Genomic DNA, 26,513 nt, shown 5'->3' on the forward strand with positions numbered 1-26,513 from the left:
CATCCGGCCTTCTCGTGAAACCGAGCCATACGATGGAAGCGATGACGGGCACGGAGTTCACCGAGTGGCTGCGCGGCCGCTCCGACGGCCAGTTGCGGACGCTCGTGGCGGCGCGGCCCGAACTCGTCACGCCCGTTCCCGCCCACATGGACGCCCTGGCGGCCCGGGCGAGCACCCCTTCGGCCGTCGGCCGGGCGCTCGACCGCCTCGACCGGTTCACGCTCTCCGTGCTGGAGACCCTGATCCTGCGGCCCCCGCCGGTCACCCGGGACGACCTGCGCGCTCCGCTCGCCCGTGCCGCCGCAGGGAAGGGCGCGGAGTCCGCGCTCGACCACGCGCTCGACGAGGCGCTCGAACGGCTCCGCACCCGGGCGCTGGTCCACGACAGCGGCCCGGCGCTGCGACCGGCTCCGGGGGTCGCCGAGGCCCTCGACCCGCCCGCCGCCCTCGGGCCGCCGGCCGCCGAGGTCTTCCGCCATCACCCGCCGGAGCGGATCGAGGCGATCCTCGCCGACGTCGCCGGCGCCCGCGGCGCGACCGGGGCGGCGGCGTCGGCACGAGACGGACAGGCGCCGAGAGATCGGCTGACCGCGCTCCTGGCCGACGACGCGACGGTCGCCCGGCTGGTCGGCGAGGTCTCGCCGCAGGCCAGGGCAGCGCTGGAGGAGCTCGCCTGGGGCCCGCCGACCGGACGGCTGCCCAACGCCCACCGCGAGGTGACGGCCGCCTCCGCCCAGTCGCCGATCGAGCAGCTCCTCGCTCGCGGCCTGCTCGGCGCGACCGGCGAGGAGACGGTGGCGCTCCCCCGCGAGGTCGCCCTCTTCCTCCGGGACGGCCGGATCCACCGTGACCTTTCCCCCTGTCCTCCTGAGCTCACCGGCACGGCCCGCGGCCCGGCGCTCGCCGACCGCACGGCGGCGGGGCAGGCGTTCGCGTTCGTCCGCGCCGTCGAGGAGCTGTGCGAGCTGTGGAGCGCCGACCCGCCCGGCGTGCTGCGCACGGGTGGTCTCGCCGTCCGCGATCTCAGGAGGACGGCGCAACTTCTGGACCTGCCCGAATGGGCGGCCGGGCTGATCGTGGAGGTGGCCCACGCGGCCGGGCTCGTCGCGGCGGGCGAGGGCGAGTGGCTGCCGACGAACGGATACGACTCCTGGCGGGTGCGGGCCACGGAGGACCGCTGGACCGTGCTCGCCACGGCGTGGCTGGCGATGGACCGCGTGCCCGGCCTGATCGGCGGCCGGGACGACCGCGACCGCCCGCTCAACGCCCTGCACGCCGACCTGCGCAGGCCGGGCGTCGCCCAGGTGCGGGCGCGCACGCTCGCCGTGCTCGCGGCCGCGCCCCCCGGGCTCGCCCCCGACCCCGGGTCCGTACTGGCGCGGCTGGCCTGGGAGCAGCCGCGCCGCCGGGCCGCCCTGCGCGATCAGCTGGCCGAGTTCGCCCTGCGCGAGGCCGAGCACATCGGGCTGACCGGGCTCGGCGTGCTGTCCGAGCACGGGCGCGCCCTCGCGCAGATCGACGGCCTCCCCGACGCGGACGGCCGCGCGTCCGCCCTGCTCGCGACGCTGCTGCCCGAGCCGGTCGACCACGTGCTGCTCCAGGCCGACCTCACGGCCGTCGCGCCGGGCCCGCTGACCACCGACCTCGGCCGCTGGCTCGCGCTGGCGGCCGATGTGGAGTCGAAGGGCGGCGCGACCGTTTATCGGTTCGGCGAGCGGTCGGTCCGGCGCGCGCTCGACGCCGGGCAGTCCGCCGACGACCTGCTCGCCATGCTGGAGAAGCACTCCGCCACAGGCGTCCCCCAGCCGCTGCGTTACCTCGTGACCGACGTGGCCCGCCGGCACGGCCGCATCCGGGTGGGCACCGCCTCGTCGTACGTCCGGTGCGACGACCCCGCGCTGCTCGACGAGGTGCTGGCCGACAAGCGGGCCGGCCTGCTGCGGCTGCGCAGGCTGGCGCCCACCGTGCTGGCGTCGAAGACGTCCCGGGCGGGTCTCGTCGACTCGCTGCGGGCCATGGGGTACGCGCCCGTCGCCGAGTCGCTTGAGGGCGATGTGGTGGTGGCGCGGGCCGACGCCCGGCGCACCGAGGGCCGGCTCCCGTCCCGGCCCGCGGGCGGGAGCGGCCCCGACGCCGACGTCGCCGCCGCCGCCGTGCGGGCGATGCGCGCGGGCGACGAGGCGCACCGGGCCCACCGGCGCCCGTCGGGCGCCCCCGACGGCCAGGTGCCGCGCACGCGGTCGACCGACGCGATCCAGGCGCTCCAGGAGGCGATCCGCCAGGGGTCACGGGTGTGGATCGGCTATCTCGACTCCCAGGGCCACGCGACCAGCCGCATCCTCGAACCGGCCCGGCTGGAGGGCGGCTATCTCACGGCGTACGACGAGACCAGGGCGACCGTCCACCGGTTCGCGCTGCACCGGATCACCGGGGTGACCGAATACGGCGGCTGAGCCGATCTCCCCTGGTCTGGGTAAAACCGGGACTGATTATGCTCGATCTCTTGTTTGATAAGCGGTAGCCGTACAAGGGAGTGGGCTGTGAATGACGGGCCGCTGATCGTTCAGTCGGACAAGACGCTGCTGCTGGAAGTCGACCACGAGAGGGCCGGCGAGTGCCGCAAGGCCATCGCGCCGTTCGCGGAGCTTGAGCGCGCGCCCGAGCACGTCCACACCTACCGCGTGACGCCCCTCGCGCTGTGGAACGCGCGGGCGGCCGGGCACGACGCGGAGCAGGTCGTCGACGCCCTGATCGGCTACAGCCGCTATCCCGTTCCGCACGCGCTGCTGGTGGACATCGCCGAGACCATGGCCAGGTACGGCCGGCTGCGGCTGGAGAAGCACCCGATCCAGGGGCTGACCCTCACCACCACCGACCGGGCCGTGCTGGAGGAGGTGCTGCGCTCCAAGAAAGTACGGCCGATGCTGGGCGAGCGGTTCAGCCCGGACGCGGTGGCCGTCCACCCCTCGGAGCGCGGCAACATCAAGCAGGCGCTGCTCAAGCTGGGCTGGCCGGCCGAAGACCTCGCCGGTTACGTGGACGGTGAGCACCACCCGATCGACCTGCGGGAGGACGGCTGGACGCTGCGGCCGTACCAGAAGGAGGCGGCCGACGCGTTCTGGCACGGCGGCTCGGGAGTGGTGGTGCTGCCCTGCGGCGCGGGCAAGACGATCGTCGGCGCCGCCGCGATGGCCCACGCCAAGGCGACGACCCTGATCCTGGTGACCAACACCGTCTCCGCCCACCAGTGGAAGCAGGAGCTGCTGCGCCGCACCTCGCTGACCGAGGACGAGATCGGCGAGTACACGGGCACCAAGAAGGAGATCCGCCCGGTCACCATCGCCACCTACCAGGTCATGACCACCCGGCGGCAGGGGACGTACCGGCACCTGGAGCTCTTCGACGCGCGCGACTGGGGCCTCGTGGTGTACGACGAGGTCCACCTGCTGCCCGCGCCGATCTTCCGGATGACCGCGGACCTGCAGGCCCGCCGCCGCGTCGGGCTCACCGCAACCCTGGTCAGGGAGGACGGCCGGGAGGGCGACGTGTTCTCCCTGATCGGGCCCAAGCGCTACGACGCGCCCTGGAAGGAGATGGAGAACCAGGGCTGGATCGCCCCCGCCGACTGCGTGGAGGTGCGGGTGACGCTGAGCGACGAGGAGCGTCTGGCCTACGCGATGGCCGAGAGCGAGGAGCGCTACCGGTTCTGCTCCACGACGCCGAGCAAGACCAGGGTCACCGAGGCTCTCGTACGGCGGCACGGGGACGAGCAGGTGCTGGTCATCGGGCAGTACATCGACCAGCTCGACGAGCTGGGCGAACACCTGGACGCGCCGGTGATCAAGGGGGAGACCCGGGTGCGCGAGCGGGAACGGCTCTTCCAGGCCTTCCGCGACAAGGAGATCAACGTCCTCGTGGTGTCGAAGGTGGCCAACTTCTCCATCGACCTGCCGGAGGCGTCCGTCGCGATCCAGGTCTCCGGCACGTTCGGCTCGCGGCAGGAGGAGGCGCAGCGGCTCGGCCGGGTGCTGCGTCCCAAAGCGGACGGCGGCGGCGCGCGCTTCTACTCGATCGTCAGCCGCGACACCGTCGACCAGGAGTTCGCCGCGCACCGGCAGCGGTTCCTGGCCGAGCAGGGCTACGCGTACCAGATCGTCGACGCCGACGACATCGGCGAGGAGGACCCCGCGCGGTAGCGTCCCTCCGGCGCCGAGAACCCACCGGCACCGAGAACCCGGCGAGACCGACCTCGCCGGGTGCGGCCGCTCCTGGCGGACTAGACCCAGGAGATTCCTTCGGGCCGGATCACCGGATCACCTCCTCGCGACATGCCCCCGCACCTCTGACCATGCTGGCGGACATACCCCATATGTCTGGATAAATCACTAAAAATTGCCCAGCTTTTGACGCGCGCCTGACCCTCCAGCCCTGACCCGGGAGCCGTCCACCGGTGGCGGGGCTACTGAACGGCGATGCCGCCGACGAACAGAACGCCCACCGCGACCAGCCACGCCGCCACGGCGACGCCCAGCAGGTCGTCCCGCCGCCCGATCCAGCCGGCCGCCGTCGTCATGCCGGCGAACAGCGCGACCCCGGCGGAGACCGTGCTCACCAGCGCCAGCCGGTCACCGCACTCCAGGGACGACGAGGCGCCCGAGCAGAAGGCGTTCTGCACCCAGCCGTCGAAGGTCGACATCCCCCACAGCCCGGCGAGCAGCAGGCACGCCACCATCGGCAGCGCGGGCGGAACCCAGGTGCGCGTCACCCGGATTCAGATACCCGGGCCGTGTCTCCACGACACGCGGAAGAAATACCGTTTCGGCATTCCACCGGCCATCGGTAGGCTCTTGTGTTTCCCGTTGCCTGCCGACAGGAGCTTCCGCATGCCCACAGACGTGCTTGGCGCCGAGCGCGCCCACCTGGCGGCGTCCCGCGCCGCGCTCCGGGCGATGCGCGAGCACGCCCGCTCGCTGTCCGCCGATGCCGCGGGCGACTGGGTGTCCCAGCAGGTGTTGCAGGGCCTGCTCGACCAGCGGGTGGCGGCGCTGGCCGATCACCCGGACACCCCGTTGTTCTTCGGCCGCCTCGACCGGGCGGCCGACGACGACCTGCCCCCGACCGTGTACGTCGGCCGGCGGCACGTGCACGACGACAGCAGCCGGCCGCTCGTCATCGACTGGCGGGCCCCGGTCTCCCGAGCCTTCTACCAGGCCAGCCCGGCCGATCCGATGGGCGTGGCGCTGCGCCGCCGGTTCGGATACCAGGGCGGTGACCTGACGGCGTACGAGGACGAGCCGCTCGACGGCCGCAGCCTCGGACAGAGCCGGCTCCTCACCGAGGAGATCGAGCGGCCCCGCACCGGGCCCATGCGCGACATCGTGGCGACGATCCAGCCCGACCAGGACGAGATCGTCCGATCCGGCCTCGGCGTCACGGTCTGCGTGCAGGGCGCGCCCGGCACCGGGAAGACCGCGGTCGGGCTCCACCGGGCGGCCTACCTGCTGTTCACCCACCGGGAGAAGCTGTCCCGCTCGGGCGTGATGATCGTCGGGCCGAACCGCGCCTTCCTGTCCTACATCTCCTCGGTGCTGCCCGCCCTCGGTGAGGTCAGGGTCGACCAGACCACGGTCGCCGGCATCCTCGGCGATCACGGGCACCCCGAGGATCCGGCGGTGGCGGCGGTCAAGGGCGACGCCCGGATGGCCGCCGTGCTGGAGCGCGCACTGTGGCTACACGTGACCAAGCCGGAGGAGGGCGTGCTGGTCACCAAGGGCGTGAACCGCTACCGGGTGCCGGACCACGAGGTCCGCGAGATCGTCGCCGGGCTCCGCGGCACCACCCGTTACGGCGCCGGCCGCGCGGCGCTGGCCCAGCGGCTCGCCCACGCCGTGCTGGTGCAGATGGAACGGCGCGGCGAGTCGCCCGACGACCGGGTGCAGGACTCGGTGGCCAGGTCGAAGCCGGTCAAGACCGTCGTCGACGCCGTATGGCCGAAGCTCACCCCCGAACAGGTGCTCTTCCGCCTGCTGTCCGACGCCGGCTTCCTCGCCAGGGCCGCGCGCGCGGATCTGTCCGCCGAGGAGCAGGAGTCGCTGCTCTGGCGCAAGCCCTACAAGTCCCACCGGTCGGCCAAGTGGTCGGCCGCCGACGCCGCCCTGCTCGACGAACTGGCCGATCTCATCGAACGGACCCCGTCCCACGGTCACATCGTCGTCGACGAGGCCCAGGACCTGTCCGCCATGCAGTTGCGGGCACTCGGCCGGCGGTGCCGTACCGGCTCGGCCACCGTGCTCGGCGATCTGGCGCAGGGGACCACGCCGTGGTCGGCGCGGTCGTGGAAGACCGTGCTCGACCACCTCGGCCAGCCGGCGGGCGAGGTCACCGAGCTAACCCTCGGCTTCCGCGTGCCGCGTGAGGTCCTCGACTACGCGGCGCGGCTGCTGCCGTCGGTCGCTCCTGACTTGGCCGCGCCCCGCTCGCTGCGGCCGGGCGCCGGCTCCCTGACCGTACGGCGGGTCACCGGCGCGGACCCCGCCGCCACAGGCGCCGCCGACACGGGCCCCGCCGTCGCCGAGGCCGTACGGGCCGTCCTCGGCCGCGAGGGCTCCATCGGGGTCATCGCCGCGGACGCGTCGGTCCCCGCCGTCTCGGCCGCCCTGGAGGGGGTCGCGCACGGCGTCCTCGGCCCCGACTCGACCGGGGAGGAGCGGGTGCTCGTCGTGCCCGCGAGCCTCGCCAAGGGCCTCGAGTACGATCACGTGATCGTCGTGGAACCGGCGGACATCGTGGCGGCCGAGGAGCGGGGACGCGCCCGGCTCTACGTCGTCCTCACCCGGGCCGTCACATCCCTGACCGTCGTGCACGCCCTGGACCTGCCCGAGGAACTGGCTTGAGCGCTTCCGACCCGCCCTATGGGCCGCCCTATCCACCTCCTGGAGAGGTGCCCCCGCCACCGCGCGTGAGCCGCCTGGCCGTCACGGCGCTCGTGGCGGGCGCTCTCAGCGCGGTGCCGCTCTCCGTCGCGTGCGGCGTCGCCGCGCTGGTACGGATCCGCCGTCACGGCGGCAGAGGGCGCGGCCTGGCCGTCGCCGGGCTGGTCCTGTCCGGCGTCTGGGTCGCGGCGGCCGCCGTCCTCTATGCGGGCTTCTACACGGGCCACGCCGGCTCCCCCCAGCCGGCCGCGGCGGCACCCGGCACACTGGCGCTCCGGATGCGCCCGCCCGCGCCGAGCCCCCCGCCAAAGGATCTGATCTCGATCCTGACCGTCAGAACGGGCGACTGCCTGTCCGAGTTGGTCGGCCGCCAGATGATTGGCGCCGTCCGGCTCGTGCCGTGCGGGAAGCCGCACGAGGCCGAGGTGGGCGACCAGTTCAGGCTGCCCGCCTCCGCGTGGCCGGGGAAGGAGAAGGTCATCCGCACGGCGATGCGGCAGTGCATCCAGCGGATGAGGGCGGCCCTGGCAGGCAACCCCGAGCTCAGCCATCTCGAGGTCCGCACGTTCACACCGCCGAGCAAGGCGGCCTGGGAGGTCAGCCGCACCGTCAGCTGCATGGTGACCGATCTCAACGGAGCGCCGCTCAGGTCGCGCCTGTCACGGTGACCCCGGCGGAACGGCGAAAGACGGACAGCGGAAGACGAGACGGCGAAGGGGCGGCCCCGGGTGAACCGGAACCGCCCCTCACGAAGACCGGCGACGGTGTCGCCGACGTGGCCCAGAAGATGGACCACGACGTGGACTAGAAGTCCATGTCGCCGCCGCCGGGCATGGCGGGGGCCTTCTCCTTCTCGGGCTTCTCGGCGATGACGGCCTCGGTGGTGAGGAACAGCGCCGCGATGGACGCCGCGTTCTGCAGCGCCGAGCGGGTCACCTTGGCCGGGTCGATGATGCCCGACTCGAACATGTTGACGTACTCGCCGGTCGCGGCGTTGAGGCCCTCGCCCGCGGGCAGGTTGCGGACCTTCTCCACCACGACGCCGCCCTCGAGGCCGGCGTTGACGGCGATCTGCTTCAGCGGCTCCTCAAGGGCCTTGCGGACGATCGCGGCACCGGTGGCCTCGTCGCCGTTGACCTCGAGCTTGTCGAACGCGTTGGCGCCCGCCTGCAGCAGGGCCACGCCACCGCCGGGGACGATGCCCTCCTCGACCGCGGCCTTCGCGTTGCGGACGGCGTCCTCGATGCGGTGCTTGCGCTCCTTCAGCTCGACCTCGGTGGCCGCGCCGGCCTTGATGACGGCCACGCCGCCGGCCAGCTTGGCGAGGCGCTCCTGGAGCTTCTCGCGGTCGTAGTCGGAGTCGGTGCGCTCGATCTCGGCGCGGATCTCGTTCACGCGGCCGGCGATCTGCTCGGCGTCACCGGCGCCGTCGACGATCGTGGTCTCGTCCTTGGTGACGACGACCTTGCGGGCGCGGCCGAGCAGGTCGAGGGTGGCGTTCTCGAGCTTGAGACCGACCTCCTCGGAGATGACCTGGCCACCGGTCAGGGTGGCGATGTCGCCCAGCATGGCCTTGCGGCGGTCGCCGAAGCCGGGGGCCTTGACGGCGACCGACTTGAACAGGCCACGGATCTTGTTCACGACCAGGGTCGCGAGGGCCTCGCCCTCGACGTCCTCGGCGATGATGACCAGCGGCTTGCCGGACTGCACGACCTTGTCGAGCAGCGGCAGCAGGTCCTTGTTGGCGGAGACCTTCGAGTTGACGATGAGGATGTAGGCGTCCTCGAAGACGGCCTCCATGCGCTCGGGGTCGGTGACGAAGTAACCGGAGACGTAGCCCTTGTCGAAGCGCATGCCCTCGGTGAGCTCAAGCTCCAGGCCGAAGGTGTTGCTCTCCTCGACGGTGATGACGCCTTCCTTGCCGACCTTGTCCATCGCCTCGGCGATGAGCGAGCCGATCTCGGAGTCGGCGGCGGAGATGGAGGCGGTGGAGGCGATCTGCTCCTTGGTCTCCACGTCCTTGGCGAGCTTGGACAGCTCCTCGCTGACCCGCTCGACAGCCGCCTCGATGCCCTTCTTCAGGGACATCGGGTTGGCGCCCGCGGCGACGTTCCGCAGACCCTCGCGCACCAGCGCCTGGGCGAGCACGGTGGCCGTGGTGGTGCCGTCACCGGCGACGTCGTCGGTCTTCTTCGCGACCTCCTTGACGAGCTCGGCGCCGATCTTCTCCCACGGGTCCTCGAGCTCGATCTCCTTGGCGATGGAGACACCGTCGTTGGTGATCGTGGGGGCGCCCCACTTCTTCTCCAGCACGACGTTCCGGCCCTTCGGGCCGAGGGTCACCTTCACGGCGTCGGCGAGCTGGTTCATGCCGCGCTCGAGACCGCGCCGGGCGTCCTCGTCAAACGCGATCATCTTGGCTGCCATAAGGCTAGACCTCCCAGTAGCAGGGTGGCGTGCAGCGGACCGAGCCGACGCCCGCGACGGCATGGGCCCGCCATCCCTTCGCGGGCCCCATCGCCTCGATCCGGTTGTTGTCACTCTCGACCTCAGAGTGCCAACCAACTATTTAGCACTCTACCCCTGCGAGTGCAAGCGGAAGCGCTTCTGACCAGCTTGGACGGTATGCCCCAGGTAAGCGTGAGGCCCGGCCCCGCGAGCCGCGGGCCGGGCCTCCTCATAGTCGTTGACGGGATCAGACGGCCCGGACCGCCTCCGCCTGCGGGCCCTTCTGACCCTGCGTGATGTCGAACTCCACACGCTGACCCTGCTCAAGGGCCTTGTAGCCGTCCATCATGATTGCCGAGTAATGGACGAACACATCCTTTCCACCGTCTACCGCGATGAAGCCGTAGCCCTTGTCCGCGTTAAACCATTTGACGGTGCCCTGCGCCACTTTCCGACTCCTCTTGCTGGGCTGGGGACCACGCACAAGAAGCCCCCGGTTTCGTCGATCGTCTTCGACCATACCCGTGTCAAGGCTTAGGACAACAGAGTCAATCCGCAAACTACTTCGCGGTGTTCGCTCAAAGCAGGATCCGAGATTATTAACTTTACTACTCGATAGTTGATTATTACACCACGTCCGACTGCGTCGAATGACTTCTACAACGATAGAAGTGCATGTCAGCTGTTCGGGGGGTGCGCTCGGCTCATCCTCCCGCCACGGCGGGAATGACCGAGACCTGTACGCCGTCGGGAGTCGCGGTGTCCAGACCCTCGGCGAATCGGACGTCCTCTTCACCAACGTAGACGTTGACAAAACGCCGGATCTTGCCCGTATCGTCCAGGATCCTGCCGCCGATGCCCGGGTAGTCGGTGTCCAGCTTCTGGAGGACCTCGCGCAGGGTTCCGCCTTCCGCGGATACCTCGGCCACTCCGTTGGTGTACGTCCGCAGAATCGTCGGAATCCGTACAGAAACGCTCATTGTTGACTCGCTTTCGTTGCTTCGGATGGGCCCGGGGAAACGCATTCAGTTGGCGAAAGCCGTACGGAATGCGGCCAGAGAGGGCCGGATGACCGCGCTGGGACGCGCGTGCTCGGCCACCGCGTCGAGCGTCTTGAGCCCGTCGCCGGTGTTCAGCACCACGGTTTCGGCCTCGGGATCGAGGCCGCCCTCGCGGACGAGCTTGGTGAGCACGCCCACGGTGACACCGCCGGCGGTCTCGGCGAAGACGCCCTCGGTCCGGGCGAGCAGCCGCATCGCGTCCACGATCTCGCGCTCGGTCACGTCCTCGACGGCTCCGCCCGTGCGCCGGGCGATGTCGAGCACGTACGGCCCGTCCGCCGGGTTGCCGATGGCCAGCGACTTGGCGATGGTGTCCGGCTTGACCGGCTGCACGACCTCCTGCCCGGCCTTGTACGCCCGGGAGACAGGAGAGCAGCCCTCGGCCTGCGCACCGAAGATCTTGTACGGCCGGTCCTCGACCAGCCCGAGCTTCACCAGCTCCCGGAAGCCCTTGTCCACCTTGGTCAGCTGCGATCCCGAGGCGACCGGGATGACGATCTGCTCGGGGAGCCGCCAGCCGAGCTGCTCGGCGATCTCGTACGCCAGGGTCTTGGACCCCTCGGCGTAGTAGGGACGGAGGTTCACGTTGACGAACCCCCACTTCTCGCCCAGCTCGTCGCCGATCAGTTCCGAGCAGAAGCGGTTCACCTCGTCGTAGGTGCCCTCGATGCCGACCAGGCGGCCACCGTAGACGGAGGCCATGGTGATCTTGGCCGCCTCGAGGTCGGCGGGGATGAACACGCAGGAGTCGAGTCCCGCCCGCGCCGCGGCGGCGCCGACAGCCCCGGCGAGGTTGCCGGTGGAGGAACACGAGAGGGTGTGGAAGCCGAAGGTCCGGGCGGCCTCCACGGCGATGGCGACGACCCGGTCCTTGAAGGAGTGGGTGGGGTTGCCCGAGTCGTCCTTGACGTAGAGCGACCGCATGCCGAGCTCGGCGGCCAGCCTGTCGGCCTTGACCAGCTTCGTCCAGCCAGGCTGGAGGTTCGGCTTGGTCTCGACGTCGACAGGGACGGGGAGCAGGGAACGGTACCGCCAGATGTTCGCCGGCCCGGATTCGATGTCCGCGCGCCGGACCGTACCGAAGTCGTACGCCACCTCAAGTGGCCCGAAACACTCCGTACAGGCGAAGCTCGGGCCGAGCTCATACAGGGCGCCGCACTCACGGCAGGACAGACCGGTCGCGGGGCCGAACTCTACAGCGTTGGGGTGCACCATGAAGCGAGGCCTTTCCCTCATCTTCGCTCGCGACCACCCTGGTCACGAGCCGGAATTGGCACCTGTCCCGGCCGGGCCTCGTGGACACGAGCGCAGCACCGGGAGGGTTGCCGGGGCTTCGCAGGGCCGGTCCCTCCACCCCTCTGGATGAGCATGTTCACTTGTCGACCCGCCGTGACGGGTCCCTAGCACTGTACCCCGGCGTCCCCGGTGTCCGATCCGCCGTCTCAGATTCCGGAACGGTTTGTATCACCCATAGGCGTCGCCGAGCGCGCTCTGCACGTACCTGCGTGCCTGGTGGATCCGCGACTTGACCGTCCCCAGAGGGATACCTAACTGCGCGGCTACCTCGCTGTAGTCGAGCTGGCAGATGTCGCGCAGCACCAGCGCCTGCGCGAGCTCGGGCCGCTCGGCCTCCAGCGCCTCCATCGCGTCCAGCAGGTCGAGCCGCGATCCCGCGATCACGCTGACCCGGCGGGGGTCGGGCCGCTGGTCGGTCAGCTCCTCGGCCTGCTCCGACGCGCGCCGCCTCAGCGTGCGGTATGTGGTGCGCGCGCAGTTGACCGTGACGATGTGCAGCCAGGTGCTGAACCTGGCCCGCCCCTCGAATCTGCCGATGTTGCGCGCCACGGCGAGCAGCGTGTCCTGCGCGGCCTCCTCCGCGTCCTGCCGGTACGGTAGGAGCCGCTCACAGTGCCGCAGCACGTCGGGCTCGATCCGGCGGAGCAGCTCGCCGAGCGAACGGTGATCACCTTTGGCTGCCGATCGGGCCAGTTCCTCGGTCGTCTCGTCCAGTGCCATCCCGAATCAGGCCCTTCCGCGATCGCTTGGCATCCTATTGATGGAGGTCGGCTTTTATTAATCTTCGGGCATGCGTGACCGTACAGTCCCGGGGGAGCGGAACATGAGCACGGTTCTGATCGCCTCCAACCGGGGTCCCCTGTCCTTCACCCGGTCGGACGACGGCGCGCTGACGATGCGCAGGGGCGGCGGCGGGCTGGTCTCGGGGCTGTCGGAGGTGGCCTCGGCCGGCGACATGCTGTGGGTGTGCGCCGCGCTGTCCGACGGCGACCGCGGCGCCGCGCGTCTCGCCCCCGCGGGCCGGCTGGACCGGGCGTTCGACACCCGGCCGGTCCGGATGCTCGACATGCCGCCCGCCGTCTTCCACCGCGCGTACAACGCGGTCGCCAACTCGACCCTGTGGTTCGTCAACCACCTGCTCTACGACACGCCCCTCTCCCCCGAGTTCGGCACCCGGTTCCGCCGCGAGTGGGAGTCGTACCGCGACTACAACGGGGCGTTCGCGCTCGCGCTGGCGGAGGAGGCCGCGCACGGCGCCCGGGTGATGGTGCAGGACTACCACCTCACCCTGACCCCGGCGATGCTCCGCGTCGAGCGTCCCGATCTGCGGATCGCGCACTTCTCCCACACCCCCTGGGCCCCGCCGGAGTACTTCTCGCTGCTCCCCGACGACGTGGCGGCCGAGGTCCTCGGCGGCATCCTCGGCGCCGACCACGCGGGTTTCCTGACCGCCCGGTGGGCGCGCGCCTTCATGGACTGCTGCGCGGCGTTCCTCGGGGCCGGGGTCGACCACGACGCCCGCACCGTGACGCACGAGGGCCGCACGACCCGCATCGGGGTACACCCGCTGGGCGTGAACGGCGACGCGCTGGTGGCCCGGGCGGCCGAGCCCGACGTCGAGTCGCACGTCGCGGCGCTGCGCGACCTGGTCGGCGACCGCAAGCTGATCGTCCGCATCGACCGGACCGAGCTGTCCAAGAACATCGTCCGCGGGCTGAACGCCTACCGCGAGTTCCTCGCCGCGCACCCCGAGTGGCACGGCCGGGTGGTCCACCTGGCGTTCGCCTATCCCTCCCGGCACGACCTGCCGGAGTACCGCGAGTACACGGCGGCGGTGCAGCGATGCGCCAAGGAGATCGAGGACGAGTACGGCACCGACGACTGGGACCCCCTGATCCTGAACGTCCACGACGACTATCCCCGGTCGCTGGCCGCCTACCGGCTGGCCGACGTGCTGCTGGTCAACCCCATCCGGGACGGCATGAACCTGGTGGCCAAGGAGGGCCCGATCCTGGCGCCGCGGTGCGCCCTCGTGCTCTCGCGCGAGGCCGGCGCCGCTGCCGAGCTCGGGCCCGAGTCCCTGCTGGTCAACCCGTTCGACATCTCGGGCACGGCCACCGCGCTGTATCTCGCCCTCACGATGCCGGAGGAGGAGCGGGCCCGCCGGGGCACTCGGCTGCGGGAGGCGGCCACCGCGCTGCCTCCGCACCGCTGGTTCGAGGACCAGCTCCACGCGCTCGGCTAGGCCCTTTCCGGGATCGGCGGGCCGAGTTAATCTTGGCTGGTTTTGGAGCCCACGACTGCGCTCAACCGCGATCGACCGACCTGGTTGATCTATCTCCAGCTCGCCACCTTCGCCACGTATCTCTACGGCCTTTCGGCCGCGCTCCCCCTGCTCAGGGCCGAGCTCGGCGTCTCGCAGACCGTCGCCGGCCTGCACGGCACCGCGATGGCGGCCGGCGGCGTCACCGGCGGGTTCGCCCTGACCACGCTCACCGCCCGGTTCGGCCGTCGTACGGCCGGGTGGGCCGGCCTGGCCGCGATGGACGCCGGCGTGCTGCTTGTCGCCTCCGGTCACGCCCTGCCGTTCACCCTGGCGGGATACCTGCTGGCGGGCGCCGCGAGCTGCGTCGTCCTGTTCACCGCGATGGCGGTGCTGAGCGACCATCACGGCCCGGCCGGACCGGCCGCGATCAGCGAGGCCAACGCCGTCGCCGTGGCCACGGGGATCGGCGTCACATATGTGTTCAGCCTCGCCGCCACGTCCGCGATCGGCTGGCGGCCGGCCCTGCTCATCCCGCTCGTGGCGACCGCGCTGCTGGCCGTGACCATGGGCAGGGTGTGGGTGCCGGTCAGTCCGGCCGCCGCCGGCACGGCCGCCGCGCCAGCCGGGGCCCGCGTCCCGTACGGATGGCGCTTCCACCTGACCTGCGCCGTCCTGCTGTGCTGCACCGCGCTGGAGTTCACGTTCAACCTGTGGGCCGCCGACCTGTTCGCGCAGCGGACCGGACTGTCCGCGGGAGCCGCGGCGACCGGCCTCACCGCCATGCTGGCGGGCATGGCCGCGGGCCGCCTCTGGGGCGCCAGGCTCGTCCTGCGCCTGCCGCCGTCCACGGTGCTGCTCGGCGCGCTCGCGCTCACGCTGATGGGCTGGGCGCTGTTCTGGACCGGCACGGCCGCGCCGGTCGGATACTCCGGCCTGTTCCTCAGCGGGATGGGCATCTCGGTCCACTTCCCCATGACGTTGGCGAGACTCATCCGGTTCAGCTCCGGCCGGCCCGACGCGGCCGCCGCGGCCGCCGCCGTCTGGGGCGGCGCGGGGGCCGCCGCGGGGCCGTTCCTGCTGGGGGCGCTGGGCGACGGCTTCGGCACCCACACCGCGTTCCTGCTGGCGCCCGTCCTGATCGGGCTGGCCGCCGGAGGGACGCTCAGCTCCAGGTCGCCCGCCTGAGGATGTCGCCGAGGCCCGGCGTCCGCCACTGGTCGATCACCAGGATCTTGGAGGTGGGCAGATACCATTCGCGCTGGTTGAAGTGCCCCTTGACCTTGAACGTCTGCTGGGTCACGCACTGGCCCGACCAGTCGCGGTAGTAGGCCTTGTGGCCCGGCCCGACCTGGCGCAGGCCCTTGGCCGCGAGCTTCAGGTGGCCGATGTAGAGCTTCTTGTCGTACGGGCACGGCCCGACGTCGGTCGCCGGGTAGAACGGGCCGTCCGGCGTGTACGCGTTGAAGAACTCGTGCCCCACCTTGATGGCCTTGGGGCCCATGATCCAGAAGCTGTGGCAGCCGGAGTCGCGGAAGCCGAACTCCTGGGTGCCCAGCGTGGGACAGGGGCCGGTCACCACCCGCACCCAGTCCTTCCACCGCTCGGTCACCTTCCACGACGACGGGATGGTGAGCGTGAGGCCCTTGCGCAGGTGCAGGGGCTTGGTGCCGCCGGTTTCGCCCGCGTACGCGGCCGCCGGCACCGTCAGGACGGCGAGCGCCGCCAACGCGACCGTGAAGGTCTTCTTCATCATGGGAGGAGGCTAGGAGGCGCCTCTTGCAGACCGCTTGCCGATCGCTTCACACAGATCGCCGAGGAGGGCGACCACCCCCGCCGGGCCGTCCACCACGACGTCGGCGCGTTCGGCGAGCGCGGTGACCTCGGCGGAGCCGCTGCACACCCGGACTCCCGGGAGGCCGGCCGCGTCCACCGCGTCGAAGGCGGCCAGATCGCCCAGGTCGTCGCCCACGAACATCACCGACCGGGCCCCGCGCTCGGTGAGGAACGCGGTCAGCGCCCGCCCCTTGTCCATGCCCGGAGGCCGCAGCTCCAGCACCATCCGGCCCGGCTCCACGGCCAGCCCCGCGTCCGCGGCGAGCCGGGCCACCGGCTCGCGCAGGGCGTCGAGCGCCGCCGCGGGGTCGGGCGAGCGGCGGGTGTGGACGGCGACCGCCCGTTCCTTGTCCTCGATGACGACCCCGTCCATGCCGCGGACCAGCTCGGGCAGACGCGCGCGGACCAGGTCGAGCCCGGCCGGCGGCGGCGGCGCGGTGATCCGGCCGCCCTCCCAGCGCTCCAGCCCGTAGTGCCCCAGAATCACGAGGCCGGGCACGTCCTCCAGGGACGGCCCCGCGGGCGCGGCGCCGAGGGCGAGGGCCGTGGCGGGCGGCCGGCCGGTGACGATCACGACGGCGCGGACGTGCCCGGCCAGCTCCGCGAGCACGGCGGGGGCCTCGGGATGCACGTACGCCTGGGCGGGGTCGGCGACTATCGGGGAGAGGGTTCCGTCGAAGTCGAGCCCGATCACCGCGCCGGCGGGGTCGGCCATGATCGCGTCGAGGCCGTCGTTGGTGGGGAGGGTCATCGCGAGCTCACGGCCTCACGGCCTCATTCCGAAGCGGCGGGCGGCCCTGTCGCGCCGACGGCTGGCCCGCATCCTGCGCAGGCGCTTGACGAGCATGGGATCGTGCTCCAGCGCCTCCGGCCGGTCGATCAGCTCCCCGAGTAACTGGTAGTACCGCGTGGCGGAGATGCCGAACGCCTCCCGGATCGCCTGTTCCTTGGCCCCCGCGTACCGCCACCACTGGCGTTCGAAGGCCAGAATCTCGCGATCACGGTCCGAGAGGGTGAACCCATCGTCGCCGGCCGGTTCGGTCTCCATCCGTTCCTCCTCGATGGGCTCCCGGGCCCGTCCTCATCGTAGTAGGCGAACCCGGGGTGTTCAGGCCGGATCGGCACACGTAATGTCACCAGGTGTGACCTGTGTAATCACGCTTCTGACCGACTACGGGCTGGAGGACGGCTTCGTCGCCGCCTGCCACGGCGTGATCCTCGGGATAGCGCCGGAGGCCCGGATCATCGACGTGGGCCACCTGGTCCCGGCGGGCGATGTGCGGCGTGGCGCCGCCATCCTCGCGCAGACCCTGCCCTACCTGCCCGCGGGCGTCCATCTCGCCGTCGTCGACCCCGTCGTGGGCGGCATCAGGCGGGGCGTCGTCGTCCAGGCGGGCGGGCGGACCTTCGTGGGGCCCGACAACGGCGTGCTCTCCTGGGCGGTGCACCAGGCGGGCGGCGCCGAGGCGGCGTACGAGATCGCCAACCGGGACCTGTGCCTGGAGAGCATCTCGCCGACGTTCCTCGGCCGTGACGTGTACGCCCCGGTGGCCGCGCACCTGCTCGCCGGACGTCCGCCGGCCGAGGTGGGGGCGGAGCTGCCGGTCGACCGTCTCGTGGCCCTGCCCGCGCCGACGTGCCGCCTGCGGGACGGCACCGCCGAGGGCGAGGTGCTCTCGATCGACCACGCCGGCAACGTGCAACTGTCGATCACCGCCGCGGACGTGGCGGAGCTCGGGGTCCGGCCGGGCGACACGCTCGCCGTCTGGATGGGGCGCCGGCAGCTCTCCATCCCTTATCGCGAGACATGTACGGCCGTGCCGCCGGGCGATCTGGTGGCGTTCACCGACTCCGCCGGGCTGGTCGCCGTGGCGATCAACGCCGGTGACGCCGCGGAGCGCCTGGGGCTTCCCCCGGGCGCCCACGTGCGGCTGTCGCCCGTACGCTGATCGCCACCTGGCGACCGGACGGATCAGTGTGTGCCCACCGCGTCGTTCACCTCGGCGAAGTGGCACGCGCTGGGGTGGGAGCTGCCCTCGCGGATCTGCAGCAGCGGCACCTGCTCGGCGCAGATGTCCTGCGCCTTCCAGCAACGGGTGCGGAACCGGCATCCGGACGGCGGGTTGGCCGGCGACGGCGGGTCGCCCTGCAGGATGATCCGCTCCCTCTGCTCGCGGCCCTCCGGGTTGGGCACCGGCACCGCCGACAGCAATGCCTGCGTGTACGGGTGGGTGGGCCGCTCGTAGATGTCCGCGTCCCGGCCCAGCTCGACAATCTTGCCCAGGTACATCACCGCGACCCGGTCGGAGATGTGGCGGACCACCGACAGGTCGTGGGCGATGAAGATGTACGCCAGGTTGAACTCGCTCTGCAGCCGCTCCAGCAGGTTCATGACCTGCGCCTGGATCGACACGTCGAGCGCCGAGACCGGCTCGTCGCAAATGATGATCTCAGGCTGGAGCGCCAGGCCCCGCGCGATGCCGATGCGCTGGCGCTGACCGCCGGAGAACTGGTGCGGGTAGCGGTTGATGTGGTCGGGGTTGAGGCCGACCACGTCCAGCAGTTCCTGGACCTTGCGCCGCCGGCCGCCCTTGGGCACCACGTCCTTGTGGATCTCGAAGGGCTCGCCCACGATGTCGCCGACGGTCATCCGCGGGTTCAGCGAGGTGTACGGGTCCTGCATCACCATCTGGATGTTGCGGCGCATCCGCTTGAGCTCGGCGCCTCTGGTCTTGGTGATGTCCTTGCCCTTGATCCGCACCGAGCCCGACGTCGGTTGCTCCAGCGCCATCAGCAGTTTGGCCAGCGTCGACTTGCCGCAGCCCGACTCCCCGACGACGCCGAGCGTCTCACCGCGGTGCAGGTCGAGGGAGACTCCGTCGACGGCCTTGATGGCGCCGACCTGCCGCTTGACGACGATGCCCTGGGTCAGCGGGAAGTGCTTGACCAGGTCGCGGACTTCGAGGATCGGCTCAGCTGGCGCTGTCATCGATGACCTCCCTCCAGTAGTGGCATGCGCTGCCGCGGGTGCCGCTGACGGTGTTGAGCGGGGGGACGTCGGTCACGCAGTTGTCCCGCTTGTAGGGGCAGCGGGGATGGAACGCGCAGCCGGTGGGCATGTCGAGCAGGTTCGGCGGCGTGCCCTTGATGGCGTACAGCTCCTGGCCCTTGAGGTCCACCCGGGGGATGGACTCCAGCAGCCCCTTCGAGTAGGGGTGGGCCGGGTTCCGGTACAGGTCGTGGACCGGGGCGTTCTCCACGATGCGGCCGCCGTACATGACCGCGATCTTGTCCGCGACGTCGGCGACGACGCCGAGGTCGTGGGTGATCAGGATCAGGCCCATGTTGCTGTCCCGCTGGAGTTCCGCGAGCAGTCCCATGATCTGCGCCTGGACGGTCACGTCGAGGGCCGTGGTGGGCTCGTCCGCGATCAGGATCTCGGGGTCGAGCGCGATGGCCATCGCGATCATGATGCGCTGACGCATGCCGCCGGAGAACTGGTGCGGGAAGTCGTTGACCCGGTCCTTGGCGCCCGGGATCCGGACGCGGTCCATCAGTTCGACGGCCTTCTTCTTGGCGTCCGACCGGGAGGCGCCGCGGTGCATGCGGAACATCTCCGCGATCTGCCAGCCCACCGGGAACACCGGGTTCAGCGCCGACAGCGCGTCCTGGAAGACCATGGAGATGCCCTCGCCGCGGATCTTCCGCCGCTGGTCCTCCGGCAGCTTCAGCAGGTCGGACCCGCGGAAGCGGATCTCCCCTCCGGTGATCTTCCCGGGCGGCATGTCGAGGATGCCCATGATGGTCTGGGCCGTGACGCTCTTGCCGGAACCCGACTCGCCCAGAACGGCGAGGGTCTCCCCCGCGTCCACCGTGTAGGTGACGCCGTTGACGGCCTTCGCCACGCCCGCCCTGGTGCGGAACTCGACGTGGAGGTTGTCGACCTCCAGCAGGGCGCCGCCGGTCGTGCCCCTGCTCCCTGGCTCGGAAAGCACTTCAACCACTTTCTGTGCCTCCTCTATCGAAGCTTGGGGTCGAGGGCGTCGCGCACGGCCTCGCCCAGCATGACGAAGGTGAGCACGCACAGGGACAGGAACAGCGCGGGGAACAGCATCGCGTGCGCGCCGGTCCGGATGTACCGCGTGTGGTCGGCGATCGCGATACCCCACGAGATCACCGGCGGCCGCAGGCCGATGCCGAGCAGCGACAGGGTCGCCTCGGCGCCGATGTAGCTGCCGATGGTGATCGTGGAGTACACGAGGATCGGCGCCAGCGAGTTCGGCAGCAGGTGCTTGAAGATGATCCGGATGGGACCGGCTCCGAGCGCCCTGGCGGCCTGAACGTAGTCCTGGTGCTTCGCCTGGATAACGGCCGAGCGGGCGATCCGCATGAGGATCGGCCAGCCCAGCACGGCCAGCACCAGCACGACGACCGCCATGATCATGACCTCGTTGGGGCTGGTCTGCGCGGGCGCGATCGTGCCGAGGATGATGATGCCACCCAGCACGTACGGAACGCCGAGGAACATCTCGCCGACCCGCGAGATGATCGCGTCGAGCCAGCGCGAGTAGTAGGCGGCGAGCACACCGGTGACTCCCCCGAGCAGCACGGTGAGCAGCGTCGCAGAGACGCCGACGACGATGGACGCGCGGGCGCCGTAGACGGTGCGCGCGAAGACGTCGCGGCCCTGCAGGTCGTAGCCGAACCAGGCCTCGGAGCTGGGCGGGTCCATGCCCTTGGCCAGCTGGGCGTAGCTGGGGTCCTTGTGCGTGAAGAGGCTCGGGAAGGCCGCCATCAGCAGGAACATCACGAGCAGCGCCAGCGAGATCCAGAAGATCGGGCGGCGCTTCAGGATGTCCCAGGTGTCCCGCCACAGACTGCGGGGACGGTTCGACCGGACGCCCGCGAGCGCCTCCGTCGGCTGCTCGGTGTGCTGGATCAGGTCCTGGGTGACTGTCGGTTCACTCATAGCGGATCCTCGGGTCGAGCACGCCGTAGAGGAGGTCGACGAGCAGGTTGGAGACCAGGTAGACGAGCACCAGCAGCGACGTCACCGGGACCACGATCGTGTAGTCCTGACCGGTGATGGCCCGCCACAGGATGCCGCCGATGCCGTTGATGTTGAAGATGCCCTCGGTGATGATGGCGCCCGACATGAGCGAGCCCACCTCCGTACCGAGGAAGGTCAGCACGGGAATCAGCGAGTTGCGCAGCAGGTGGATGCCGACGACCCGCCGGTTGGTGAGGCCCTTGGCCACTGCTGTGCGAACGTAGTCGGCGCGGAGATTCTCCACGATGCTCGTCCGGGTGAGCCGGGCGGTGAACGCCATGTTGAGGCTCGCGAGGACGAGGGCGGGCACGATCAGCTCGTCGATCGGCGCCTCGGGCGACACCGTGGGCTCGACGACGTGCAGCTGCACGCCGAGCATCCACTGCAGGAGATAGCCGGTGACGAAGACCGGGAGCGACAACAGGATCAGCGTGGAGATCGTCACGATGTTGTCGGTGAAGCCGCCGCGCTTGAGGCCGGACAGTACGCCCGCGCCGATGCCGATGACGGCCTCGAAGGCCACGGCCATCAGGGCCAGCCGGATGGTGATCGGCCAGGCCGCGCCGAGGGTGGTGGAGACCGGCACCTGGTTGAAGTCGACGCCCAGGTTGCCGGTGAGCATGTTTGTGAGGAAGTGCCAGTACTGGATGAGCACGGGCTGATCGAGCCCGAACTGCGACCGCATGGCGTTCACATAGGCGTCCGGGCAGGGGCGCTGGCCGCATCGGCCGGCGAACGGGTCGCCCGGGAGCTGCCAGACCATGTAGTTGATGAGAAACGTGGTGCCGAGCAGCACGGGTATGAGTTGCAGCAGGCGCCGGATCGCGTATCGGCCCATGTGCACCTCCAGTCTGACGCGGAAGGTCGTGTACGCCCCCCGCGGGTCGGCGCGGGAAGGCGATGTGGACGGCCACCGAGGCCGGTCCCTGCTGGGGATCCGGCCTCGGTGGGCAATGGAGCCTAGGCTTCCTTGATCGCGATGGACAGCGGGTCGAGCTCGCCGAACGGCGTAACCTTCACACCCGTCACCCACTTGGAGGTGCCGGCCTGCAGCCCGTAATACCACAGCGGAATCGCGGGCATGTCCTGCGCCAGCATAGTCTCGGCGGCCTGGTAGTTGGCGATGGCCTGCTGCGGGTCGGTCGAGGTGTCGGCCTCGTGCAGCTTCTCGTCAACCGCCTTGTTGCTGTACGCCGCGTCGTTCGAGGAGGCGCCCGTCTTGTACTGCGGGTTCAGGAAGTCCTCGATGTGCGGGTAGTCCATCTGCCAGCCCGTACGGAAAAGACCCTTGATCTTGTGCTGGACGATGGTGTCACGGAACTCGGCGAACGTCGGGATCGCCTTGCCGACGACCGTGAACCCGGCGTCGGGGCCGAAGGCCTGGTTGATGCTGTTGGCCGTGGCGTCCACCCACTCCTTGTGCGCGGAGTCGCCGTTGTACCAGATCGGGAATTCCTTCGGCGGGGTGTAGCCCGCGGCCTTCGCCTTGGCCAGGAAGTCCTTGGCCCGGGTCGGGTCGTAGTTGCACAGGTCGCCGCAGGTGCCTTCCTTGTAGCCCTCGACGATCGGGGCCGTCCAGGCGGCGATCGGCGAGCGGCCGCCGTTGAAGATCTTCTCGGTGATCGTCTTCCGGTCGATCGCCAGCGAGATCGCCTTACGGAAGTCGGCGTTGCCGCCGAACTCCTTGTCGTACAGCGGGAAGGTGATCGTCTGGACGGTGCCCTGCTTGCCCTCGATGGCGCGGTCGCCGAGGTCGCCCTTCCACTTGTCGCCGGCGAGCGCCGACGGCGGGATCAGCTCGGTGAAGTCGAGGTTGTTGGCCAGCAGGTCGGCGTAGGCCGCGTCGTCGTCCTTGTACATCTTGTAGACGATCTGCTTGACCTTGGGCTTCTCGGTGCCCGCGTAGTCGGGGTTCGCGGCCACGATGATCTGCGAGTTGTGGTCCCACTTCACGAACTTGAAGGGGCCGTTGGTCACGGGGTTGGACGCGAACGCCTTGGGGTCCTTGAAGAAGGACTCGGGCAGCGGAGCGAACGTGACGTAGCCCAGCTTGGTGCGGAACACCGCGACGGGCGAGTTCAGGGTGACCTTGAAGGTCAGGTCGTCCACGACCTCGAGACCGGACAGCTTGTCGGTCTCGGGCTGCGGAGCCTGCTTCGGGCCCTCGGGGCCGTCGGGGTCAGCCGTGTTGACCTTGTCGAAGCCCTTGATGTCGGCGAACCACGAGGAGCCGATCTGGCCGTTCGGCGAGTACGCGGTGTAGTTCCACGCGTCGACGTAGTTCTTCGCCGTGATCGGGGAACCGTCGGTCCACTTCAGGCCGGGCTTGAGCTTGATCGTCCAGACCTTGTTGTCGGTCGTCTCGATCGAGGCGGCCTCGTCCAGCTCCGGCGCCGCGGTGTCGGAGTTGAACTTGACGAGCTTGCTGTACACGAAGTCGTTGATCGTGCCACCGCAGGTCTCGTTGATGTTGCCGGGGACAAAGCCGGTCTGGGGCTCACAACCGCGGATGTAAACGGTCCCGGAGGCGGCGCGAGGGTTGTCGCTGCCACCTCCGCTGCCGCCGCTCGAGCCGCCGCTTCCCCCGCCGCACGCGGCGACCCCGAGCGCAAGTAGCGCGGTGCCGGCGGCGATCTTCGCGCCCTTAGTCACGCGCATAGTGGAATGGTCCTCCCTCTAAGGATGGGCGTTCGCGCTGGTCGACCCCCCGTTTTTCGGGTCACGGTCAAACCAGCTGACGTCCTGCCAGTCGTCCGCGAGCATCCCTTACGGGACGCACCAGAGGTGTCTCTGGCGCGTTGCAGTTCGGTCACACGCGCGTCAGTAGGGCGTCACACCGCATTCCAGCGAGGTGATCCCAAACTACCCTGGACAGTGCGAAAACTCCTATAAATGTACATCTAGCCTTAGGTCATACCTTCTTGACCCCTACTTGACCTTCGAACCCGTGCCGCAGTCCCCATACCAGGACGCCGTGGGCTACCTTTGACCAAGTCGAAGCCACGCCCGGTGCGACAGCCGTCTCACCGACCTCCATCCAATAGAGTCCATGCCATGAGCCAGCCGGAATCCGCGCTCGCGGACGCCCAGGCGGGCGGCCGAGCCCCGGAGTCGCTGGCCGCGCTCGCCCAGCGTTACGGGCTGCGACGCGCCATCGCACGCCCCAGCATGCCCGCCTACCTGCGCCAACTGTGGGACCGGCGGCACTTCATCCTGACGTACGCGACGTCGAGAAACGTCTCCAAGTATTCCGAGTCCGCTCTCGGACAGCTGTGGCAGGTGCTGACCCCCCTGCTCAACGCAGCGGTCTACTGGCTGATGTTCGGCATCATCCTCGACCAGCACAAAGGCATCGACAACTATCCGGCGTTCCTCATAACGGGTGTGATGGTCTTCACATTCACCCAGCGGACGGTGACCGGCGGCGCCAAGTCGATCTCCTCCAACCTGTCGCTCATCCGCGCGCTCCACTTTCCCCGGGCCTCGCTCCCGCTGGCGTACGCCATGCAGGAGCTGCAGCAGCTCGGCTGGTCGATGGGCGTGCTGCTCGCGCTGATCCTGGTGACCGGCGAGACCCCGACCCTGCTGTGGGTCCTCGTCCCCCTCTCGCTGCTGATGCAGTTGGTCTTCAACCTCGGCGTGAGCCTCTTCATGGCCCGCGTCGGCGCGTTCGCCCGGGACGTCAACCAGCTCCTGCCGTTCATCCTGCGCACGTGGCTCTACGCCTCGGGCGTGTTCTACATGATCAGCGACAAGACCAAGCACCTGCCGGACATCCTGCGGTGGGCCCTGGAGTTCAACCCGGCGGCGGCGTACATCGAGTTCATGCGGGACCTGCTCATCTACGACCGGTTCCCCGAGCGGTGGGCCTGGACGACCTGCATCTTCTGGGCGGTGTTCGCCCTGATCGCCGGCTTCTGGTATTTCTGGCGCGCCGAGGAGAGGTACGGCCGTGGCTGAGCTGACCGAGGAGCAGTCCCAGGTGGCCCAGGAGGAAGACAGTGAGATCGGATCCCCGACCGTCATCGTCGACGACCTCCACATCGTCTACAAGGTCTACGGCGCGGCCAGCGAGTCCGAGAAGGGCAACGCCGCCAACGCCCTGATGCGGGTTCTCCGCCGCCAGGGACGTCCCCAGATGAAGGAGGTCCACGCCGTCAAGGGCGTGTCCTTCGTCGCGCGGCACGGCGAGGCCATCGGCATCATCGGCCGCAACGGCTCCGGCAAGTCGACCCTGCTGCGCGCCATCGCGGGTCTCCTTCCCCCGCACAAGGGCGCGGTCTACACCGACGGCCAGCCGTCGCTCCTCGGCGTCAACGCGGCGCTGATGAAGGAGCTCACCGGCGAGCGCAACATCGTGCTGGGCTGCTACGCCATGGGCATGTCGCCGGCCGAGGTCCAGGCGAAGTACGACGAGATCGTCGACTTCTCCGGCATCGGGGAGTTCGTGCAGTTCCCCATGTCGACCTACTCCTCCGGCATGGGCGCCCGTCTGCGTTTCGCGATCTCCTCCGCCAAGACCCACGACGTGCTGCTGATCGACGAGGCGCTGGCCACCGGCGACCGCGACTTCAAGCGCAAGAGCCAGGAACGCATCATGCAGATGCGCGAATCCGCAGGCACCGTCTTCCTGGTCGCCCACAACCTCGACGTGATCGAGGAGACCTGCAACCGGGTCATCTGGCTGCACAAGGGCAAGATCAAGATGGAGGGCGACCCGCAGGAGGTCCTGGAGGCCTACAACAAGGCATGACCCACGATCGGGAGGACAGAACATGCGCACGCCGCCACCGATTCCGTACGACCATCTGCCCGCGGTTCCGCCGCTGACGGTCGAGAGCGACGACGTCCGCGACGGCGAGCGCAAGCCCGACGACCACGTGTTCGACGACTGGGGCATGACCGGGCGGAACCTCTCCCCGCACCTGCGGTGGTCGGGCGCCCCCGAGGGCACCAGGAGCTACGCGGTCACCTGCTACGACCCGGACGCCCCCACCGGAAGCGGCTTCTGGCACTGGGTGCTGTTCGACATCCCGGCCGACGTCACCGAGCTGCCCACGGGGGCCGGATCGGCCCCCGACTTCAAGGGCCTGCCCGAGGGCGCCCAGCACGCCCGCAACGACTTCGGGAACAAGAGATACGACGGAGCCGCCCCGCCGCCCGGATTCCCGCACCGTTATCTCTTCGCGGTGCACGCCCTCGGCGTCGAGAAGCTGGGCCTGGACGGCGACGCACCGCCGGCCGTGGTCGGCTTCAACGTCACCGCCAACACACTCGCCCGCGGCTACATCGCTCCGGTGTACGAAACCTGATACCACCGAGCCCGCCCTGCCACTATGCTTCGAACAGAGATTCGACACAGGGAGGGGCGGGATGAGCGACCTGGCGACGGCGATCGACAACCTGGCCGCCGAAGATCCCTCGGAGCTGCCGCTCGGGACCATCACCGAGCAGCTCATGGACCTGCACTGGCAGATGGCCCGGCTGCAGGCCCAGATAGCCAGGCGCACACACCTGCGCACCGCGGCGTCCCGGGTGAGAAAACCCCCTGTCGCCGTGAACACAACGAACTGACGGCCGGCGCCCTCGACGGGGCGCCGGCCGTTCAGCGTCTTCACGTGGTGTCC

At 70.0% G+C, this 26,513-nt stretch carries 25 protein-coding genes and 1 riboswitch; of the genes, 11 read left to right on the plus strand and 14 right to left on the minus strand.

The features are described 5' to 3' along the window. Window positions 1-41 precede the first annotated feature (41 nt). The gene (locus JOL79_RS17420) at window positions 42-2,453 is read left to right on the plus strand and encodes a helicase-associated domain-containing protein (RefSeq protein ID WP_210156867.1); all 2,412 of its coding nucleotides are present in this window, start codon (window positions 42-44) and stop codon (window positions 2,451-2,453) included. An 87-nt stretch (window positions 2,454-2,540) separates the two neighbouring features. Further along, window positions 2,541-4,196: a DNA repair helicase XPB gene (locus JOL79_RS17425; protein WP_210156868.1), complete on the plus strand. Its 1,656-nt coding sequence runs from the start codon at window positions 2,541-2,543 to the stop codon at window positions 4,194-4,196. A 263-nt stretch (window positions 4,197-4,459) separates the two neighbouring features. Here the strand turns inward: JOL79_RS17425 and JOL79_RS17430 are convergent, their stop codons facing one another. Then, entirely contained in the window at window positions 4,460-4,765 is a 306-nt protein-coding gene (locus JOL79_RS17430) for a hypothetical protein (protein ID WP_210156869.1), read from the minus strand. 118 nt (window positions 4,766-4,883) lie between these two features. Here JOL79_RS17430 and JOL79_RS17435 point away from each other — a divergent pair, with 118 nt between their 5' ends. Then, window positions 4,884-6,893 carry a HelD family protein gene (locus JOL79_RS17435; RefSeq protein ID WP_210156870.1) on the plus strand — a complete coding sequence of 670 codons (2,010 nt, stop codon included), beginning with the start codon at window positions 4,884-4,886 and terminating at the stop codon, window positions 6,891-6,893. Next, on the plus strand, window positions 6,890-7,600 hold the full coding sequence (locus JOL79_RS17440; protein ID WP_210156871.1) for a septum formation family protein: 711 nt from the start codon (window positions 6,890-6,892) through the stop codon (window positions 7,598-7,600). The genes JOL79_RS17435 and JOL79_RS17440 overlap by 4 nt, the downstream gene beginning before the upstream one ends. A gap of 136 nt (window positions 7,601-7,736) precedes the next feature. Here JOL79_RS17440 and groL read toward each other — a convergent pair whose 3' ends face one another. From groL to JOL79_RS17465, 5 genes are all read right to left on the minus strand, one after another. Beyond that, entirely contained in the window at window positions 7,737-9,359 is a 1,623-nt protein-coding gene (gene groL / locus JOL79_RS17445) for a chaperonin GroEL (RefSeq protein ID WP_210156872.1), read from the minus strand. Window positions 9,360-9,627: 268 nt separating this feature from the next. Beyond that, entirely contained in the window at window positions 9,628-9,828 is a 201-nt protein-coding gene (locus JOL79_RS17450) for a cold-shock protein (protein WP_030509192.1), read from the minus strand. Window positions 9,829-10,084: 256 nt separating this feature from the next. Next, on the minus strand, window positions 10,085-10,360 hold the full coding sequence (locus JOL79_RS17455) for a MoaD/ThiS family protein (protein ID WP_210156873.1): 276 nt from the start codon (window positions 10,358-10,360) through the stop codon (window positions 10,085-10,087). Between the two features lie 45 nt (window positions 10,361-10,405). Next, window positions 10,406-11,656 carry a threonine synthase gene (gene thrC / locus JOL79_RS17460; protein ID WP_210156874.1) on the minus strand — a complete coding sequence of 417 codons (1,251 nt, stop codon included), beginning with the start codon at window positions 11,654-11,656 and terminating at the stop codon, window positions 10,406-10,408. A gap of 14 nt (window positions 11,657-11,670) precedes the next feature. Continuing rightward, a riboswitch (SAM riboswitch) is annotated at window positions 11,671-11,810 on the minus strand. Window positions 11,811-11,905: 95 nt separating this feature from the next. Then, a complete protein-coding gene (locus JOL79_RS17465; protein ID WP_210156875.1) occupies window positions 11,906-12,457 on the minus strand; it encodes an RNA polymerase sigma factor in 552 nt (183 codons plus the stop codon). A gap of 103 nt (window positions 12,458-12,560) precedes the next feature. Here JOL79_RS17465 and JOL79_RS17470 point away from each other — a divergent pair, with 103 nt between their 5' ends. Both JOL79_RS17470 and JOL79_RS17475 read left to right on the plus strand, forming a co-directional pair. Continuing rightward, window positions 12,561-13,982 carry an alpha,alpha-trehalose-phosphate synthase (UDP-forming) gene (locus tag JOL79_RS17470; RefSeq protein ID WP_210156876.1) on the plus strand — a complete coding sequence of 474 codons (1,422 nt, stop codon included), beginning with the start codon at window positions 12,561-12,563 and terminating at the stop codon, window positions 13,980-13,982. Window positions 13,983-14,024: 42 nt separating this feature from the next. Then, the gene (locus JOL79_RS17475; protein ID WP_210156877.1) at window positions 14,025-15,188 is read left to right on the plus strand and encodes an MFS transporter; all 1,164 of its coding nucleotides are present in this window, start codon (window positions 14,025-14,027) and stop codon (window positions 15,186-15,188) included. On the opposite strand, the gene JOL79_RS17480 is transcribed toward JOL79_RS17475, so the two are convergent. Genes JOL79_RS17480 through JOL79_RS17490 form a run of 3 tightly spaced genes read right to left on the minus strand, consistent with a single transcriptional unit; the run spans window position 15,166 to window position 16,884 of the window. Next, window positions 15,166-15,756, minus strand: a complete 591-nt coding sequence (locus JOL79_RS17480; RefSeq protein ID WP_210156878.1) for a hypothetical protein — start codon at window positions 15,754-15,756, stop codon at window positions 15,166-15,168. The genes JOL79_RS17475 and JOL79_RS17480 overlap by 23 nt on opposite strands. Before the next feature lie 9 nt (window positions 15,757-15,765). Next, a complete protein-coding gene (gene otsB / locus JOL79_RS17485; RefSeq protein WP_210156879.1) occupies window positions 15,766-16,587 on the minus strand; it encodes a trehalose-phosphatase in 822 nt (273 codons plus the stop codon). Between the two features lie 15 nt (window positions 16,588-16,602). Then, entirely contained in the window at window positions 16,603-16,884 is a 282-nt protein-coding gene (locus JOL79_RS17490; protein ID WP_210156880.1) for a DUF3263 domain-containing protein, read from the minus strand. Between the two features lie 94 nt (window positions 16,885-16,978). Between JOL79_RS17490 and JOL79_RS17495 the strand changes: the two genes are divergently transcribed. Beyond that, complete coding sequence (locus tag JOL79_RS17495; protein ID WP_307848580.1) at window positions 16,979-17,785, plus strand: SAM hydrolase/SAM-dependent halogenase family protein; 807 nt, start codon at window positions 16,979-16,981, stop codon at window positions 17,783-17,785. Window positions 17,786-17,808: 23 nt separating this feature from the next. Here JOL79_RS17495 and JOL79_RS17500 read toward each other — a convergent pair whose 3' ends face one another. From JOL79_RS17500 to JOL79_RS17520, 5 genes are all read right to left on the minus strand, one after another. Continuing rightward, complete coding sequence (locus tag JOL79_RS17500; protein ID WP_210156882.1) at window positions 17,809-18,825, minus strand: ABC transporter ATP-binding protein; 1,017 nt, start codon at window positions 18,823-18,825, stop codon at window positions 17,809-17,811. Continuing rightward, window positions 18,809-19,840: an ABC transporter ATP-binding protein gene (locus JOL79_RS17505; protein ID WP_210156883.1), complete on the minus strand. Its 1,032-nt coding sequence runs from the start codon at window positions 19,838-19,840 to the stop codon at window positions 18,809-18,811. The genes JOL79_RS17500 and JOL79_RS17505 overlap by 17 nt, the downstream gene beginning before the upstream one ends. 14 nt (window positions 19,841-19,854) lie before the next feature. Then, window positions 19,855-20,805, minus strand: a complete 951-nt coding sequence (locus JOL79_RS17510) for an ABC transporter permease (RefSeq protein WP_210156884.1) — start codon at window positions 20,803-20,805, stop codon at window positions 19,855-19,857. Next, window positions 20,798-21,724: an ABC transporter permease gene (locus tag JOL79_RS17515; protein WP_210156885.1), complete on the minus strand. Its 927-nt coding sequence runs from the start codon at window positions 21,722-21,724 to the stop codon at window positions 20,798-20,800. The genes JOL79_RS17510 and JOL79_RS17515 overlap by 8 nt, the downstream gene beginning before the upstream one ends. A gap of 122 nt (window positions 21,725-21,846) precedes the next feature. Further along, complete coding sequence (locus JOL79_RS17520) at window positions 21,847-23,544, minus strand: peptide ABC transporter substrate-binding protein (RefSeq protein ID WP_210156886.1); 1,698 nt, start codon at window positions 23,542-23,544, stop codon at window positions 21,847-21,849. A gap of 396 nt (window positions 23,545-23,940) precedes the next feature. Here JOL79_RS17520 and JOL79_RS17525 point away from each other — a divergent pair, with 396 nt between their 5' ends. The 4 genes from JOL79_RS17525 to JOL79_RS17540 all read left to right on the plus strand — a co-directional run bounded on the left by JOL79_RS17525 (window position 23,941) and on the right by JOL79_RS17540 (window position 26,460). Next, the gene (locus JOL79_RS17525) at window positions 23,941-24,846 is read left to right on the plus strand and encodes an ABC transporter permease (protein WP_210156887.1); all 906 of its coding nucleotides are present in this window, start codon (window positions 23,941-23,943) and stop codon (window positions 24,844-24,846) included. A gap of 1 nt (window position 24,847) precedes the next feature. Next, on the plus strand, window positions 24,848-25,639 hold the full coding sequence (locus tag JOL79_RS17530; protein ID WP_230984985.1) for an ABC transporter ATP-binding protein: 792 nt from the start codon (window positions 24,848-24,850) through the stop codon (window positions 25,637-25,639). Between the two features lie 22 nt (window positions 25,640-25,661). Beyond that, window positions 25,662-26,198: a YbhB/YbcL family Raf kinase inhibitor-like protein gene (locus JOL79_RS17535; RefSeq protein ID WP_210156889.1), complete on the plus strand. Its 537-nt coding sequence runs from the start codon at window positions 25,662-25,664 to the stop codon at window positions 26,196-26,198. Between the two features lie 61 nt (window positions 26,199-26,259). After that, window positions 26,260-26,460: a hypothetical protein gene (locus tag JOL79_RS17540; RefSeq protein WP_210156890.1), complete on the plus strand. Its 201-nt coding sequence runs from the start codon at window positions 26,260-26,262 to the stop codon at window positions 26,458-26,460. The last annotated feature ends 53 nt before the right edge of the window (window positions 26,461-26,513 follow it).

Source organism: Microbispora oryzae, from assembly GCF_017896165.1.
Classification (GTDB): Bacteria; Actinomycetota; Actinomycetes; order Streptosporangiales; family Streptosporangiaceae; genus Microbispora; species Microbispora oryzae.

Coding starts and splice junctions, on each gene's coding strand:
- JOL79_RS17435 (WP_210156870.1), top strand. CDS start 4,884: ATGCCCACAGACGTGCTTGGCGCCGAGCGCGCCCACCTGGCGGCGTCC.
- JOL79_RS17480 (WP_210156878.1), bottom strand. CDS start 15,756: ATGATGAAGAAGACCTTCACGGTCGCGTTGGCGGCGCTCGCCGTCCTG.
- JOL79_RS17510 (WP_210156884.1), bottom strand. CDS start 20,805: ATGAGTGAACCGACAGTCACCCAGGACCTGATCCAGCACACCGAGCAG.
- JOL79_RS17490 (WP_210156880.1), bottom strand. CDS start 16,884: ATGGAGACCGAACCGGCCGGCGACGATGGGTTCACCCTCTCGGACCGT.
- JOL79_RS17535 (WP_210156889.1), top strand. CDS start 25,662: ATGCGCACGCCGCCACCGATTCCGTACGACCATCTGCCCGCGGTTCCG.
- JOL79_RS17540 (WP_210156890.1), top strand. CDS start 26,260: ATGAGCGACCTGGCGACGGCGATCGACAACCTGGCCGCCGAAGATCCC.
- JOL79_RS17515 (WP_210156885.1), bottom strand. CDS start 21,724: ATGGGCCGATACGCGATCCGGCGCCTGCTGCAACTCATACCCGTGCTG.
- JOL79_RS17455 (WP_210156873.1), bottom strand. CDS start 10,360: ATGAGCGTTTCTGTACGGATTCCGACGATTCTGCGGACGTACACCAAC.
- JOL79_RS17420 (WP_210156867.1), top strand. CDS start 42: ATGACGGGCACGGAGTTCACCGAGTGGCTGCGCGGCCGCTCCGACGGC.
- JOL79_RS17470 (WP_210156876.1), top strand. CDS start 12,561: ATGAGCACGGTTCTGATCGCCTCCAACCGGGGTCCCCTGTCCTTCACC.
- JOL79_RS17465 (WP_210156875.1), bottom strand. CDS start 12,457: ATGGCACTGGACGAGACGACCGAGGAACTGGCCCGATCGGCAGCCAAA.
- JOL79_RS17525 (WP_210156887.1), top strand. CDS start 23,941: ATGAGCCAGCCGGAATCCGCGCTCGCGGACGCCCAGGCGGGCGGCCGA.
- otsB (WP_210156879.1), bottom strand. CDS start 16,587: ATGACCCTCCCCACCAACGACGGCCTCGACGCGATCATGGCCGACCCC.
- JOL79_RS17500 (WP_210156882.1), bottom strand. CDS start 18,825: ATGACAGCGCCAGCTGAGCCGATCCTCGAAGTCCGCGACCTGGTCAAG.
- JOL79_RS17520 (WP_210156886.1), bottom strand. CDS start 23,544: ATGCGCGTGACTAAGGGCGCGAAGATCGCCGCCGGCACCGCGCTACTT.
- groL (WP_210156872.1), bottom strand. CDS start 9,359: ATGGCAGCCAAGATGATCGCGTTTGACGAGGACGCCCGGCGCGGTCTC.
- thrC (WP_210156874.1), bottom strand. CDS start 11,656: ATGGTGCACCCCAACGCTGTAGAGTTCGGCCCCGCGACCGGTCTGTCC.